Origin of the sequence: Microcystis sp. Msp_OC_L_20101000_S702, assembly GCF_007095705.1 — a bacterium.
GTDB lineage: Bacteria > Cyanobacteriota > Cyanobacteriia > Cyanobacteriales > Microcystaceae > Microcystis > Microcystis ichthyoblabe_A.
This window is the reverse complement of the sequence record NZ_SFBO01000149.1, coordinates 1-13,629: the sequence shown is the minus strand read 5'-3', so window position 1 is coordinate 13,629 and position 13,629 is coordinate 1. Positions and strand designations below refer to the sequence as shown.

Genomic DNA, 13,629 nt, shown 5'->3' with positions numbered 1-13,629 from the left:
GTATCAGCAGCTGCGTGTAAGCATCCCACCGAAAAACTAATGCGCGGGGGGTTTGGGGGCGGCGCCACGCCCCCAACGGGGGGTTTGGGGGGTAGAACCCCCCAAAGGCTTGGATTGAGTGGTAAAATCGGAAGTAATGACCAATTTTAGAAGATAGTTTCCCTTTAAAAATCCCAACTCAGTAGATTTACAAAAATGGGATGTACCCCCACCCAACCCCTTTTTTCCTTTTCACTTTTCACTTAATAAACTATGTTAGCAACTACACATTATTCACTCAGGTCAAAACAAGACGGACAATACCTAGTAGCGCGTCTGAGAAAAGGTGAAAGCGAAACTCCAGCTAGTTATCTGCTTCTGTTTAAAGAATCCTATGATGCTTTAAGTTATATCAATACCCATGCTCAGGATTTAGCCAATAATTTTTCTGTGGAAACTCTCTCAGGAACACAATTAAAGGGACTAATGCAGCGATGGGGATTTGCAGGAATTGGTTTAGTTAGTGAACCTTTGGAACCGCAAGTGCAGTTTTTAGCCTACGAAAAAGGATTTAATCTCTAAACTATGAAAACGCTGTTAATCACTGGAGTTAGTGGGTTTTTAGGTTGGCATATTTACCAAAAAACTCGCTCATCTTGGGCAAGTTTCGGTACATACCTTAATCACAATGTCAATAGTAATGACCCAAATTTAATTAAAATTAATTTAACAGACTTAGCCGCAGTTAAAGAACTTTTTCAACAGATTAAACCCGACGCGGTAATTCATGGGGCTGCCCAATCAAAACCGAATCTCTGTCAAGAATTTCCCCAAGCATCCGAGGCAATTAATCTGACAGCTTCTCTAGAAATTGCCCGTTTATGTAGTCAATATCAAATACCCCTAGTTTTTACCTCTACCGATTTGGTTTTTGATGGTAAAAATGCCCCCTATTCCGAAAATGATCCCGTTTCTCCAGTCAGTGTCTATGGTGAGCAAAAAGTAGCGGCAGAAAAGGGTATTTTAGCAATATATCCTCGGGCGGCTATTTGTCGAATGCCTTTGATGTTTGGTTCCCCTTCTCCCAGTGCTAATAGTTTCCTGCAACCATTTTTAAAAATCCTCCAAGAAGGAAAAGAATTATCTCTATTCACTGATGAATATCGGACGGCTGTTGGGGTTAATAGTGCGGTGAATGGGTTACTTTTGGCATTAGAAAAAGTGCAAGGGATTATTCATCTGGGGGGTAAAGAAAGAGTTTCTCGTTATCAATTTGGTTTACTAATGGCGGCAGTTTTTAAGCTTCCCAGGGAACAAATAAAACCCTGTTTACAGTGCGATGTTCCCATGAGTGCACCGCGTCCGCAGGATGTTTCTCTTGATAGTTCTCTTGCTTTTTCTTTAGGTTATCAACCATTAAGTATTAAAACCGAATTAGAGGCAATTAGAGATGAAATTATCTGAACAAAAGCGGACTATATTAATTATCTTGCTCCTTTTTTTTACCGCTATTCTCATGACTAATTATTTCGAGGTAGGGATGACGGGAGTGTTAGCTTTTTTCGTTGCCTATCTTTCTAAAGGATTGCGAAAAGTTAAGTAAGCTATGTTAAAAAAGCCTGAAATACTGATAAGAAAAAGGTAAAATACCCTAAAAGTCCTGCACTTTTTTTATTCAGGACAGATGTATATAATCTCGGCGGCAACTCCATCAGAACCAGAATCATTTGAACTACCCTTTGCAATTTAATTGGCGTATTTACCTGCTTATTTTCCCGAATTTTCTCCTATTTTAGTCTTTTCTTAAGTCATTTTTTAAGCATTTGCTTATAAACTTGTCGTGAAAGAATTGGCAAAAACTCTTTGTCTTGATAAAACTTTTTTTCATCTCCAAAGACAACTAAAATATAATGAGCTTTTATGGAAGGAATTTCACAGGAAGAACGTGCGTTGCTTTGTAGCTTTATTGTTCCTGAAATAGTAGGCAATCATGCAGAATATTTCTATTATCTATGGAGAGCAAGAATCTCTTTATATTCTTATAATCGTCAATCTTTATTGGAAGAAATTAACAATTTAATACCCGTAATGAAACAACTTTGGGGTGATGAGGTAATCACAGAGGCAATACAGACTGTGAAATGGATTTTATATACTTTTCCGTAGCTTTAAGGTGTTGGAATAGATCAACATTTACGCCCGAATTACAATAATTCTATATTGATTTTCCGTCACCAACACCTCAGTTGACAATCTTTCTTCCATTGGTAAAGCATTTTTCCGTCTATCAAAGATAAATAACCAACCAAAATCTAAACCCAAACATCCTAAATAAGATTCTAATTGTTCAATTCCATCAGCTTGCGGATTGCATTTTTTATCCCGCCATACTTTCAATTCAATCCCTAAAATTACATCTTTATAACGCAGACATAAATCCATTCTATCGCTACCAATTGCATATTCCCTTTCTAAAACTCCCCCACCATTAACCACACGATGCAAAAAAGCCATTAATACAATATGTGGGGCAATTTCATGGTAAGCAGCACTACTTAATAATGGTTCGACCTGTTGTCGCCAAAACTTGAGAAATGCTGTTAATAAAGCATCAACATTTAATTCACCTGTTGTAGTCAACCAACTAGGACTAATTAAAGGTAAACTGTCCTGAGTTCCTTGTACTAAAACGCGGGGAATAACTTCACGATATATGGGGTTAGAAATAACTAATCCCCCCATCGGATCACGTCGTAATAATCCTAAATCTATTAAATATTGCCTATCATCTGCCAAGGTATCGGGTAAGGTTTGCCCTGCTAAAATTGGTTCAATAATGTTTTTAACTCGTTTTTCTCTGAGTCTTTCCGCTAAACTATCTAAATGAGTATCTTGACGAGCAATTAATATCTCCTTAGCTGTTAAGATATGTTCTTTAGTAATAAGAATACTTCTATCTTTTACCATTTTTTCTACAATTTCTTTAGCTAAAGCATTAACTAGCCAAGGTTGTCCTTGGGTTAAATCAAACGCTGTTTCTATAGCTTCTGGTGTGAAAATTTGTCCAGTTGCTGCTGTATGTTGTTGATATAATTTTCTTACTTCTTCGAGATTAAAATTTCGCATAGTCAGAGAAGCAACTTTTATATTAAAAGGACTGGATGTATTTAATCTATCACTACCTCCCGATGCTACTTTATAATCTCTCACATCTCGTAAACCAATTAATCCTACTGACGAGGGAAAATTTTCTGGACGTTTAGGAAAACCATCTCTTAACTGTCGTAAAACTGATATTAATATTTGGTCTTGTAAAGAGTCAATTTCATCTATAAATAATACTATGGGACGATTGATAGCTTTTGCCCAACCTCTTAAAAAAGCCTTAATTCTGCTTCCTGGTTCTTCCTGTTGCCATTGTTTAGCAGCTGGTTGTAATTCTTCTGGTAAACTATCCTCAATTGTATTATACCATGCCCCTAAAATTGCTAATTCTGCGGCAGTAGGATCATGATTAAATGCACTTCCTACTTCTACAGATACCATGACTGCGGCATAATTTCCAGTATCAGTCAATTGTTTTGCTAGGGATAACATAGCGGTGGTTTTCCCCGTTTGTCGTGGTGCGTGAAGAACAAAATAACTACGTTGTTGAATTAGCTCCTCTAAATCTGGTAATCTGACTGTGGGAGAGAGCATATAGTGGATATCGTCTGAACAGGGACCTGCAATATTAAACCAGCGAGTCATAGAATTTTGGTAATAGATGAACTCTTTAAGTTTAGACATTTTTTATGCTCCCGATACATTATTAAAACCACTAAATTTGCTAATGAGAGTTGGTTAATTCGGCAATTAATTGTTCAGGAGTGATAATTCGTGGTGTGACAATGGGGAAATCTTGAGGATTACGGGTAATAATTGCATCCAATTTATTAACTACCGCGGTAGAGTATTGAATAGAATCTTCAAAATCCTGAAAATTGGTTGTGAAAGCCATTATAATTGCAGCCTGATTTACTGTAGCAATTTGACAAAAAGTAAGTATTTCTTGCAAAAACTCAATAGTTAAATCTCGACCTTTTTGTTTACGAATAAGATAATAAAGGTCACTAATAGTTGATGCTGAAATGTAGCCTTCTATTTGTCCCTGTTCAACAAATGCCAAAACTGTCTCGCTATTAGTAAAGTAAGGCTGTCTTTCCAGGGCAATATCTATAATTATGTTGGTATCAAGCAAGACTTTCACAGGTTATGTTTCTCCTTTAAATATTCCCATTTAGCTTGATCTGGATCAAAATCAGGAGGTGCAGGTTGGGTTTTCTCAAACCAGTTTTGTAAAACCTTGATTTTAGTTGGTCTTTTTGGTGTTTCTGGTGCTGATTCAGTGGTTGGGGTTGTGGTATGATCAAGGGTGTCTGTGGCTGCCCAAACTACAATTTCCACGTTTCCGGGGGGTAAGTTCAGGGGTTCGGTAATCAGCAAGTTACCAAATTGATCAATTTTTCCTTTGAGTTTGTATGCTTGCATGATGTTTTTTATGATACTCTGTTTTTATATCATATCATAGTCAACAAAATTCACGCTCTAAATTTGGGTTTAAATCATGATAACTACACTCATTGAACGAGAAGCAGAACCAATTTTAATTAGTGACTTAACCTGGAGAGAATTTAAAGCTGTTGAACAGCTAATCGATCGCCCAGGGTTAAAGTTATCTTTTTTAGATGGAGTTTTGGAGATTAGAAAAATGCCAGGGAAAAAACACGAAACTATCAAAGAACGTATTGGTGCTTTACTAGAAATTTATTTAGAATTTTTGGGATTAGATTTTACTCCTACTGGTTCTGTCACCTTAGAAAATGAATTTGAAAAGGTTAAAAGAGAAGGTGATAAATCCTATGAGTTGGGAGCAAATAGAAAACATCCTGATTTAGTGATTGAGGTGGTTGTTAGTAGTGGAGGAATTGATAAACTGGAAGCATACAAACGGTTACAAATTCCTGAAGTTTGGTTTTGGATGAACGACGAGTTATTGTTTTATAGTTTAGGAAATGAGGGTTATGAAGCTGTTAGTAAATCGCAACTTTTACCGAGTTTAGATATAGGTTTATTGATGAGTTGTATTAATACAGAAAATCATGCTCAAGCACTGCGGGAATTTAGAGCAGGGATAAAAATTATTGAATCAACATAACCATATAAAATGCTGATTTTTTCCGCCTATCTAAAGATTATGGGTTAACTTAACAGTTGCAGAATGCCGAGAATTAAATTTTCAATATTTTATCACAAGGGAACAAGTATTTAACCGTTTCATCGCCTCCGTATTATTAGAAGAAAGACGAGCAGGTAATATTCCTGCTTGGGAAGGAATTAGGATTGTAAGAGAAAGAATTTAATAGCGATATGAATCCTTTGAAAGACAGTATTTTTGGGAAAATGCTCTCATTTCATCAACTCAATAACCAATCTAGATGATACTGTAAACATTGTTTGAGGTCGTAGCGTTGCTTGATAGTTTCCCTCGCATTTAAACGCAGATTTTGCCAACCCTGGGGATAATTTAACACTTCATCCACGCGGTCGGCTATTTGTTGAGGAGAAAAGAAATCCACTAATAAACCATTTTCCCCATCAGTAATTAATTCTCGCACGGGGGGAGTATCGGAACCAATCACGACGCAACCCATGGCCATAGCCTCTAACATTGACCAGGACAGCACAAAAGGACGAGTAAGATAGATATGGGCTGCCGATGCCTGTAAAACCTGTTTATATTGACCGTAGGGCAGAGAACCGGTAAAATGCACCCGGGATAAATCCAAAGAAAGGCTTTCTAACATCAATTGTTTATAGGTTTTGCCGTCCGGTAGAGTTTTCCCATAAGCGACTCGATCCTCCCCGACAATCACCACATGACAGTTAGGCCGACGGGCTAAAATTAGGGAAACAGCCGTCATAAATTGGGGAAAACCGCGATAGGGTTCCATTCCCCGGGTTGCATAGGTGACAATCTCCTTAACACCAGATAAATCTAAACCTATCTCTGGAATGACTAACTGCACATCGGGACGGGGACAGAAATAGTCCGTATCGATGCCATCGTGTAAAACCGTCAGTTTCGAGTGAAATTCGGGGGGAAATTGTTGTTTTTGCCAGATAGTCGGCGATAAACCTCGATCGCAACTGACCAGATCGATGAGTATCGGGGCATTTTTAATTCTAATCCGGGCCTCGGCATCAGCATTAAGGGGATCCGCCGGATCAAAATCAGCATCGGAACCATGGGCATGATAAAACCATTCAAAATAGGCTAAAAACTTAGTTTTCGGGAAAATATCCTTGATAAATAGGCCCGGCCCCCAGCCAGAATGTGCATAGACAATATCGGGATAAAAACCTTGATTTTTCAGTTGTTGGCAAACAGCATAAACCGCTTGACCTTGTAAAACCGCACTTTCGAGGGGACGGACATAATGATGGGTTTGGGGAGAAACAGCGCGACTTTCCTTGTAAATAAATTTTTTTACCCCCGCTATCTCTCCCTCTTGCCTGGTAGTGCCGAAAATCACTTGATTTCCGGGGTCTTGAGCCAAAACCGTGATTAAATGGCGAAATTGGGCGGGAAAATTGGAATGAAGGAATAAAAATTTCATCGCGGGTAAAGGTTTAGAAAAAGCGATCGCTAATCGTACATTGTCCCTGAAAACGGAGCAGATGATCGCATAATACCAAAGCCATCATCGCTTCTACCATCGGGACCGCTCGGGGTAAAACACAAGGATCGTGTCTTCCTTTGGCTGCCAGGGTGGTTTCTTCCCCGGTGCGCGTCACGGTTTTTTGTTCTTTACCGATAGTTGCGGTGGGTTTAAAAGCGATGCGGATAATAATATTTTCACCGTTACTGATTCCCCCTTGAATGCCCCCCGAACGATTGCTATTGGTGCGAATTTCCCCGTTATCATCGATAAAATACTCGTCATTGTGTTCGCTGCCGGTTAAGAAGGTTCCCGCGAATCCCGATCCGATTTCAAATCCCTTACTCGCGGGTAAGGACATCATCCCCTTAGCTAAATCGGCTTCTAGCTTATCAAAAACGGGTTCTCCTAGACCTTTCGGCACATTTCTGGCTACACATTCCACCACACCGCCGATCGAGTCTTTATTCAGGCGAATTTGGTCGATCAGGGCGATCATTTTGGCGGCCGTTTCCCCGTTGGGACAACGCACTATATTACTTTCCACCTCGTCGAGGGTGACGGTGTTGGGGTCGATGATTGCCTCAATATCTTTAATTCGCTTCACATAACCGATAATCTCGACATTATAGACAGATTTAAGGATTTTTTTAGCGATCGCTGCTGCAGCCACCCGGCCGATGGTTTCCCGGGCCGAAGATCTGCCCCCTCCTTTCCAGTTGCGAATGCCGTATTTTGCTTCGTAGGTGGCATCCGCATGGGAAGGTCGGAATTTCTCGGCCATTTCGTTGTAATCTTGCGAACGAGCATCCTGATTCCGCACTAAAATAGCGATCGGTGTACCGAGGGTTTTGCCTTCAAAAACGCCCGAAATTATCTCACAAATGTCATTTTCCCGACGCGGGGTCACGATTCTGCTTTGTCCCGGTTTGCGACGGTCTAAATCGATTTGAATCTCCTCTTCAGAAATTTCTAAGCGCGGAGGACAACCATCGATAACCACTCCTACCCCACCCCCGTGAGATTCTCCAAAAGTGGAAACCCGAAATAGTCGTCCGAAAGTGTTACCCATAATCTCAATGTCTATTAAGCCTCAAGGTTTTATTGTACCTGAGCGGTTATCAGTTTTTCGGGAATAGGGGTTGGGGGTTGGGAATTATGAATTATGAATTATGAATTATGAATTATGAATTGGGTGGTGGAGTGGTGGGGTAGTGGGGAATTTAGCCGAAATTTCCCCATCTCCCTATCTCCCTAAATCCCTATCTACTGTCTTCAGGTTAAGATTCCCAAAAAAAGGCTATTCTTTACCTTATATTCCTCGGCAGAAATTTGATGACTCCCTTGTTAGTTCACACTTACCCTTCTCTTGTCAAGGGTATTTTAATTAAACGTTACAAACGCTTTTTTGCCGATATACAATTGGACAACGGAGAATTAATTACGGCCCATTGCGCTAATACCGGACCGATGACAGATGTATGCGTAGAAGGTCAACCGGTTTATCTTTCCCGTAGTGATAACCCGAAGCGAAAATTAGCTTACACCTGGGAGATGATTCAACTGGGGGAGACTTGGGTGGGAGTTAATACCAATCTTCCTAATCAGGTGGTGAAAAATGCCCTGTTGCAAGGAGTTTTTCCCGATTTGGTCAAAAATGACACCGAAGTGCGATCGGAAGTGGCCTACGGTCAAAATAATGGCAGTAGAATTGATTTTCTTTTGACCCATGGGGATAATTCCCTCACCTATATCGAGGTTAAAAATACCACTTGGAATCAGGGAGAAACGGCACTTTTTCCCGATACTGTCACCACGCGAGGACAGAAGCATTTACAGGAATTAATGGCTTTATTGCCGGCAGCGGAGGCGATTATGCTCTACTTTATTAATCGGGGTGATTGTGACCGATTTGCTCCGGGGGATAGTAAGGATGCTAAATACGGGCAGTTATTGCGTCAAGCAGTGGCTAAAGGAGTCAAGGTTTTACCCTGTCGCTTCCAAGTGACACCCACGGGAATTTATTATTTAGGTTTAGCAGAATTGCAGCTGTGAAACGAGTAGTTTAGATCGGCCGGCTTTTAACAAAATCCCCTGAACCGCAACTGACCTTGAAAAGCTTAGAGACACAGTTACCTGTGCCTCTAATGGGGATTTTTGTCGATACATATTTGAGGTAATTTGTCAAGGTTTTTGATAACTAATTCCGTGGCGCATTTTCTCTAATTTCTGTTGCACCTGAGCATCGAGAGAATGGAATAAAAAACGCCCTTTGGGACTTTGAGAAGAACTCTGGGATTTTCTCAGACGACGACCGGTTAAATCCACCTCGATTTCCAGACGTTGAGCGGAAATCCAGTGGGCCCCATAACCCATAACGGTCATTTTTTGGGCATTATCAGAGGTAGCGACGATAATCCGTCCGATAGCTGGGGCGCGATCGTGCCAAAAATCGGCACAGGTTTTCTCGATATAGGTGTCGGCGGTTTGAGCGTGGGCGGTAAAATAAACCGATAAATGGTTAGTGTAGCGTTCTTGGCTGCCGGGGGTATCTTGAAGGTAGGAATCGAAGACGATTTGGGTTTGATAACCCTGATGGTGGGTGTAACCGATTAGGGTTTCAATTAACTTGTCTCGCGCTGGTTCGAGACCGTGGCGATCGCTAATTTTTTTCAGGGACGGCCAAGCGCCGATGACGTTGTAGCCGTCAACCAGCAGAAGGGAACGATCAGAAGAATTAACCATGGCTTTGAGAGTAATTGGTGTAGCATTAAGGGCAGTTCTAAAAAACAGCATCCTAATGATATTAACAAAAAATTTAAGATTCAACCGCCACACTTGCCAATAATCTCGCTTTTAAGTCTAGGGGATTTCCCCGATCCGTTACCTTACCCCCCTCTAACAAAAATGCCCCATCGCTGTAATCCAATTCCTCCAGGCGATGCGTCACCCAAAGGGCCGTAATACCTCGGTTTTTGACCAATTTCTGCACTTGAGAGACTAATTCTAACTGGGTATCCCCATCCAAAAGGGCGGTGGGTTCATCAAAGAGCAAAACCTCGCAATGACGAGCTAAAGCCCCCGCAATGGCGATTCTTTGCTTTTGTCCGCCACTGAGAGCATAGATCGGTCGTTTTTCCATTTCTAATAAATTCACCGCCCCTAGGGATTCCCGCACCCGCGCCCGAATTGCCGGCGTGGATAAACCCTCGGATACCAACCCAAAGGCCACATCTGCCCCCACTGTTGGCATAACTAACTGATGGTCGGGATTTTGAAAAACAAAACCGAGGGGGTTAGGTATCTCTATTTCCCCGCGACTAGGTTTTAATAATCCCGCTAAGAGCCGCAGCAGGGTTGATTTACCGCTGCCATTTGTCCCCAACAACATCCAAAATTCCCCTCTGGGAACTTGCAAAGAGCAGCCATTTAATACTGATTTCCCATTCGGCCAGCTAAAGCAGAGGTCTGTTACTTTTATAGTCATGAATTATCAGTTATCAGTTATCAGTTATCAGTTATCAGTTAAGCTAAGACTTATTTAGGGCTTGCTGAATAAATGTGAAATGTAGGCAAGATAGGGGTTTTGTGGCTTTTCTTGCTCCCACAGGTACAAGATTTTGAGAGAATCGTGCTTCCAAACCTTGCGTCTTCATCGGCCCGAGTCCTGTAGGGGCGAAGCATTCGGGCAATAACCTATCGATGAAACCGTAGATTTTCTATCCGAATGCTTCGCCCGTACTTTTTGCCGCAAACCCTATTTAAACCGCTTATTCTTAATGATCAGCCCAATCTCCTCCAATCCCTTTACTGTTGCCTCTTGCAAGAGTGCCTCTTGCCTCGTCTCAACAAGCAATTTAAATTATGAACAGCTTATCAGTTATCAGATTTGAGTTTTCAGTGGAAAGTGTTATGTAGGTGGTTGGCGTTTTCTTGTCACTGATTACTGATTACTGCTCACTGATAACTGATGAAAGAACTATTCTGTGGCTAAGGTGACAAACCCCGGCACTCTGCCGGTGGAGGCAGCCCCGGATTTTTGTGACACAATCACCGCACTGATCTGATCGCTAAAAACCGCCACCTTTTTATCGGTTTGTTTTTCGCAGGTTAATTCTAATAATTCGGGATTAGGCGATCGCATGGCGTTAATAATTGTTTGATACAAAGAGTCTGCTCCTGCTTCTTCCTTGCGCTGCACGGAAATGGGGATGGGCGAAAGTTTCAGGGTAATATCGATCGAATACATGGTTTAGCGTTCCCTTCCAAAAAACAAGTCAAAAACCATTGTATAGCAGGGCTTGGGTGTTGGGGTTTTAGGGTATTAGTGATCAGATGTGGGTTTTCAGTTCACTGATTGCTGTTCACTATCACCGATTAACTCTCGGCAGTGGGTGTGCAGAGGCGTTGTTAGCTGGTAATCACTTGCTTGAATGAATGTGCATGGTGCGTTCCCCAAAAATCTATCGGTACAGCAGTAGGAGTTGCATCAGGGAACGCACCCTACAGCGAGCTTTGCCATTAAAGGACTTCAGCCTTTGGTATCTGGAAACGCCTCCGAAAGTGACATTAGGAGAGTTAAGGTGGATTCAAAATATTTTTTTCCAACCAAAAATCAAGAACTCCTACCAAAATTATCTTAGCTAATGGTTTTCCAAATGCTTCTCTAGCCATTAATTTAAAATTAATATCTAAATCAATATCAGAGAATTCTGCTGCCTTTGCTGACTTAATTAGTTCACGAATGAACTGAAGATTATTTAAATTAACGCCAACTGGATTTTGCTTGTCAGCTTTGGCAAGGTATTTATCGTTAATAAAATCAACCAGAGATCCCAGTCGTTCCTTTAATTGTTCACAAATCTCTTTACGCGTCTCTGGCTTAACTTCATGCATCAAGCGATGCAATTCTTTAAGTTGACTTCTTTTCCCTTTTTTCCATTGATCCCCTTGATCATCTACAATTACTTTATCTTTAGCATCTACTCTAATTTCTTTTGCTAATTCACCTAGCTTGGACTTTACATCCTCCCATCGTGCCAGTGTTCGGTTCCCCCTGTCATCCACTTCCACAACTTTCCATTCAATAGCTGGCATCTTGTCTGGCTCGTTCGGATCGAAACTGAGTAATCTGCGTCGATGAGCTTCTTTTAGCTGCTCTCTAGCACGCTCTCTGCCAATGTTATAATCATAAGCTCTGAATTTTTCTTCTAGGAAACCAGAAAAAGCAGAGAAGACATCCCCAATCAACTCACTATCGTTAGAGGTAATGGTCAAAAGCTCAGGAGAATCTATCTTTTCCATAATCCAGTCCTGAAACTGAGCTTGTTGAAAGATTGCACCAAATAATGCAATGGCTGTCGTCAAGAGATTTTGCTCTTGATTCAGGAATGGATCTTCTGAAGCCTTGCGTTCTCCAGGCTTAACAAGCAGATAGTATCGAGTTACATTATCTTCTTTTTCTTGAGCTTGATCGACGAGCGCTCTAGCCATTCCTACAGGCTCATTTTCAAACACACCACCATCCGTATAAAGATAGTTACCTTTATGAACCGAATCTGGATTATCATCGTTCTTGTTTTTACTATCTCTGTTAGAAAATTTTCCTGAGCCAACACGAAAAATACTTTTCATGGGAAAGGCTAATGGAAATGCGCCCGATGATATACCAGCCTCTCGCAAATCAGACCATTTTATGTCTGTAAAATCTTCCCATGTATCATCTTCGAGTTTCTTTTCTTTCAGGACTGCGTCACCGTTTTCTTCTCGGCGGACACTACAAACAAACTGATCTTTGAATCGAGTGTAAGCAAATGTCTTATTCCCAGAGGTTTTGACTTGATAATTAAAACCATTCAAATTAGACATGGCGACTCCAATCTGAATCTCCGAGCTTGCAGCAGGATGTTTTGTCCGCTCAGGCTCCTCTTTATCTTGAAGGAGTTCCGCCGCAATACGCTCAACAACTCCCTTATTAAGCAAGGATATGTGCTGATCCTCCTTCGCAACCTTAAGCAAAGGAACTATATCAACTTTTTCGACCCATGCCTTATAAAGTGAGTTTTTATAAGGCTCTCTGAGGGAGCCATCATCATAAAGTAAATTCTGAGCTAGGATACAAGCAGTCATCCCTCCTGCTGAAGCACCTGTGATGACATCAATTTCGATACGATTTTCATCATTTTCGGAATTTTCGGATAAAGATTCATTATGTCTAGCGATCGCCTCTAAAACTTCATAGATTACCCCAGCTTCAAAACTACCTAGAGATACTGCCCCACTAATTACAACAGCAAGCTTCTTGGACATAAATTTGACCTCGGTTTTTATGCAGTCCCGCCCCCCCATCCTACTATCCCACTGCCATCGGTCTAACACCCCTTAATAAGACTTAATATGGCACTTTGGGGTTTAATCACCTCAATTTTGGCATAATTACCGCCGAGAAGGGTCTAGCATTCCACTCAAGCTGCCCTACATCGATAATATTGAACGAGCCAAGCTTCCGAATACCATCTCCCCCCGCAACGGCGGTTCGACAAGCGGTTCGGCTGAGCTCACCGTCGAAGCCTCACCGTCCGCTCGACTGAGCGTTCGACAAAAGCTCACGCCGAAGTCTTCGCCGAATGTCGCCCAGCAAGTGGTCTCCCGAAAAATTTTAGATTTTCTTAAGATCGACCTAAAAAATATTGGTCATTTTTCCCAATATAGTGTAAGTTAAGAAAAGTAAAGATTTCTCACAATTCTTCCACACATCTGCTCGCCTGCTCGGATAGATGGAGAAGAGAGGGCGGAATCTTAGCAATAATATACATTTTTCGGAGAAAACCCCCATGACCATTGCTGTCGGACGCGCCCCAGAAAGAGGGCTGTTTGATGCTCTCGATGACTGGCTCAAAAGAGACCGTTTCGTCTTCATCGGTTGGTCTGGTTTACTACTCTTCCCCTG

At 41.4% G+C, this 13,629-nt stretch carries 15 protein-coding genes and 1 pseudogene; 7 read left to right on the top strand and 9 right to left on the bottom strand.

Annotation, left to right across the window (positions count from 1 at the left end):
- The first annotated feature begins 252 nt into the window (after positions 1 to 252).
- The 4 genes from EWV60_RS16225 (at position 253) to EWV60_RS16210 (ending at position 2,145) form a co-directional block, all read left to right on the top strand.
- Positions 253 to 561 (top strand): hypothetical protein, encoded by a 309-nt coding sequence (locus EWV60_RS16225; RefSeq protein WP_287233348.1) that lies wholly within the window; start codon positions 253 to 255, stop codon positions 559 to 561.
- Positions 562 to 564: 3 nt separating this feature from the next.
- Positions 565 to 1,443, top strand: coding sequence for an SDR family oxidoreductase (locus EWV60_RS16220; RefSeq protein ID WP_287233346.1), 879 nt, complete (start codon positions 565 to 567; stop codon positions 1,441 to 1,443).
- On the top strand, positions 1,430 to 1,582 hold the full coding sequence (locus EWV60_RS16215) for a hypothetical protein (protein ID WP_002737765.1): 153 nt from the start codon (positions 1,430 to 1,432) through the stop codon (positions 1,580 to 1,582). The genes EWV60_RS16220 and EWV60_RS16215 overlap by 14 nt, the downstream gene beginning before the upstream one ends.
- A gap of 317 nt (positions 1,583 to 1,899) precedes the next feature.
- Positions 1,900 to 2,145, top strand: a complete 246-nt coding sequence (locus EWV60_RS16210; protein ID WP_016516422.1) for a hypothetical protein — start codon at positions 1,900 to 1,902, stop codon at positions 2,143 to 2,145.
- 27 nt (positions 2,146 to 2,172) lie between these two features.
- Here EWV60_RS16210 and EWV60_RS16205 read toward each other — a convergent pair whose 3' ends face one another.
- The 3 genes from EWV60_RS16205 to EWV60_RS16195 all read right to left on the bottom strand — a co-directional run bounded on the left by EWV60_RS16205 (position 2,173) and on the right by EWV60_RS16195 (position 4,509).
- Positions 2,173 to 3,729: an AAA-like domain-containing protein gene (locus EWV60_RS16205; protein WP_036397083.1), complete on the bottom strand. Its 1,557-nt coding sequence runs from the start codon at positions 3,727 to 3,729 to the stop codon at positions 2,173 to 2,175.
- Positions 3,730 to 3,808: 79 nt separating this feature from the next.
- Complete coding sequence (locus EWV60_RS16200; protein ID WP_016516424.1) at positions 3,809 to 4,228, bottom strand: type II toxin-antitoxin system VapC family toxin; 420 nt, start codon at positions 4,226 to 4,228, stop codon at positions 3,809 to 3,811.
- Positions 4,225 to 4,509, bottom strand: a complete 285-nt coding sequence (locus EWV60_RS16195; protein WP_002773484.1) for a hypothetical protein — start codon at positions 4,507 to 4,509, stop codon at positions 4,225 to 4,227. Before EWV60_RS16195 ends, EWV60_RS16200 begins: the two co-directional genes overlap by 4 nt.
- A 76-nt stretch (positions 4,510 to 4,585) precedes the next feature.
- Here EWV60_RS16195 and EWV60_RS16190 point away from each other — a divergent pair, with 76 nt between their 5' ends.
- The gene (locus EWV60_RS16190) at positions 4,586 to 5,176 is read left to right on the top strand and encodes a Uma2 family endonuclease (protein ID WP_287233341.1); all 591 of its coding nucleotides are present in this window, start codon (positions 4,586 to 4,588) and stop codon (positions 5,174 to 5,176) included.
- Positions 5,177 to 5,435: 259 nt separating this feature from the next.
- Here EWV60_RS16190 and EWV60_RS16185 read toward each other — a convergent pair whose 3' ends face one another.
- Together EWV60_RS16185 and aroC are read right to left on the bottom strand one after the other, a co-directional pair.
- Positions 5,436 to 6,638: a glycosyltransferase family 4 protein gene (locus tag EWV60_RS16185; protein WP_287233338.1), complete on the bottom strand. Its 1,203-nt coding sequence runs from the start codon at positions 6,636 to 6,638 to the stop codon at positions 5,436 to 5,438.
- Positions 6,639 to 6,651: 13 nt separating this feature from the next.
- The gene (aroC, locus tag EWV60_RS16180) at positions 6,652 to 7,752 is read right to left on the bottom strand and encodes a chorismate synthase (protein ID WP_287233336.1); all 1,101 of its coding nucleotides are present in this window, start codon (positions 7,750 to 7,752) and stop codon (positions 6,652 to 6,654) included.
- A gap of 263 nt (positions 7,753 to 8,015) precedes the next feature.
- On the opposite strand from aroC, the gene sfsA reads away from it, so the two are divergent.
- Complete coding sequence (gene sfsA, locus EWV60_RS16175; RefSeq protein ID WP_287233333.1) at positions 8,016 to 8,735, top strand: DNA/RNA nuclease SfsA; 720 nt, start codon at positions 8,016 to 8,018, stop codon at positions 8,733 to 8,735.
- Positions 8,736 to 8,864: 129 nt separating this feature from the next.
- On the opposite strand, the gene EWV60_RS16170 is transcribed toward sfsA, so the two are convergent.
- The 4 genes from EWV60_RS16170 to EWV60_RS16155 form a co-directional block, all read right to left on the bottom strand.
- Positions 8,865 to 9,476 (bottom strand): NYN domain-containing protein, encoded by a 612-nt coding sequence (locus tag EWV60_RS16170; protein WP_002773473.1) that lies wholly within the window; start codon positions 9,474 to 9,476, stop codon positions 8,865 to 8,867.
- A 22-nt stretch (positions 9,477 to 9,498) separates the two neighbouring features.
- Positions 9,499 to 10,167 (bottom strand): energy-coupling factor ABC transporter ATP-binding protein, encoded by a 669-nt coding sequence (locus EWV60_RS16165; protein WP_287233330.1) that lies wholly within the window; start codon positions 10,165 to 10,167, stop codon positions 9,499 to 9,501.
- Between the two features lie 492 nt (positions 10,168 to 10,659).
- Positions 10,660 to 10,929, bottom strand: coding sequence for a UPF0367 protein family (locus EWV60_RS16160; protein WP_002755014.1), 270 nt, complete (start codon positions 10,927 to 10,929; stop codon positions 10,660 to 10,662).
- Between the two features lie 329 nt (positions 10,930 to 11,258).
- The gene (locus EWV60_RS16155) at positions 11,259 to 12,989 is read right to left on the bottom strand and encodes a patatin-like phospholipase family protein (RefSeq protein WP_287233326.1); all 1,731 of its coding nucleotides are present in this window, start codon (positions 12,987 to 12,989) and stop codon (positions 11,259 to 11,261) included.
- 524 nt (positions 12,990 to 13,513) lie between these two features.
- Here EWV60_RS16155 and EWV60_RS16150 point away from each other — a divergent pair.
- Positions 13,514 to 13,629: pseudogene (locus EWV60_RS16150) on the top strand (photosystem II D2 protein (photosystem q(a) protein)); the annotation flags it as partial.

Bases quoted from the DNA above. Each gene is read 5' to 3' on its own strand.
- EWV60_RS16225 (WP_287233348.1), top strand. From the start codon at position 253: ATGTTAGCAACTACACATTATTCACTCAGGTCAAAACAAGACGGACAA.
- EWV60_RS16220 (WP_287233346.1), top strand. From the start codon at position 565: ATGAAAACGCTGTTAATCACTGGAGTTAGTGGGTTTTTAGGTTGGCAT.
- EWV60_RS16215 (WP_002737765.1), top strand. From the start codon at position 1,430: ATGAAATTATCTGAACAAAAGCGGACTATATTAATTATCTTGCTCCTT.
- EWV60_RS16210 (WP_016516422.1), top strand. From the start codon at position 1,900: ATGGAAGGAATTTCACAGGAAGAACGTGCGTTGCTTTGTAGCTTTATT.
- EWV60_RS16205 (WP_036397083.1), bottom strand. From the start codon at position 3,729: ATGACTCGCTGGTTTAATATTGCAGGTCCCTGTTCAGACGATATCCAC.
- EWV60_RS16195 (WP_002773484.1), bottom strand. From the start codon at position 4,509: ATGCAAGCATACAAACTCAAAGGAAAAATTGATCAATTTGGTAACTTG.
- EWV60_RS16190 (WP_287233341.1), top strand. From the start codon at position 4,586: ATGATAACTACACTCATTGAACGAGAAGCAGAACCAATTTTAATTAGT.
- EWV60_RS16185 (WP_287233338.1), bottom strand. From the start codon at position 6,638: ATGAAATTTTTATTCCTTCATTCCAATTTTCCCGCCCAATTTCGCCAT.
- aroC (WP_287233336.1), bottom strand. From the start codon at position 7,752: ATGGGTAACACTTTCGGACGACTATTTCGGGTTTCCACTTTTGGAGAA.
- sfsA (WP_287233333.1), top strand. From the start codon at position 8,016: ATGACTCCCTTGTTAGTTCACACTTACCCTTCTCTTGTCAAGGGTATT.
- EWV60_RS16170 (WP_002773473.1), bottom strand. From the start codon at position 9,476: ATGCTGTTTTTTAGAACTGCCCTTAATGCTACACCAATTACTCTCAAA.
- EWV60_RS16165 (WP_287233330.1), bottom strand. From the start codon at position 10,167: ATGACTATAAAAGTAACAGACCTCTGCTTTAGCTGGCCGAATGGGAAA.
- EWV60_RS16160 (WP_002755014.1), bottom strand. From the start codon at position 10,929: ATGTATTCGATCGATATTACCCTGAAACTTTCGCCCATCCCCATTTCC.
- EWV60_RS16155 (WP_287233326.1), bottom strand. From the start codon at position 12,989: ATGTCCAAGAAGCTTGCTGTTGTAATTAGTGGGGCAGTATCTCTAGGT.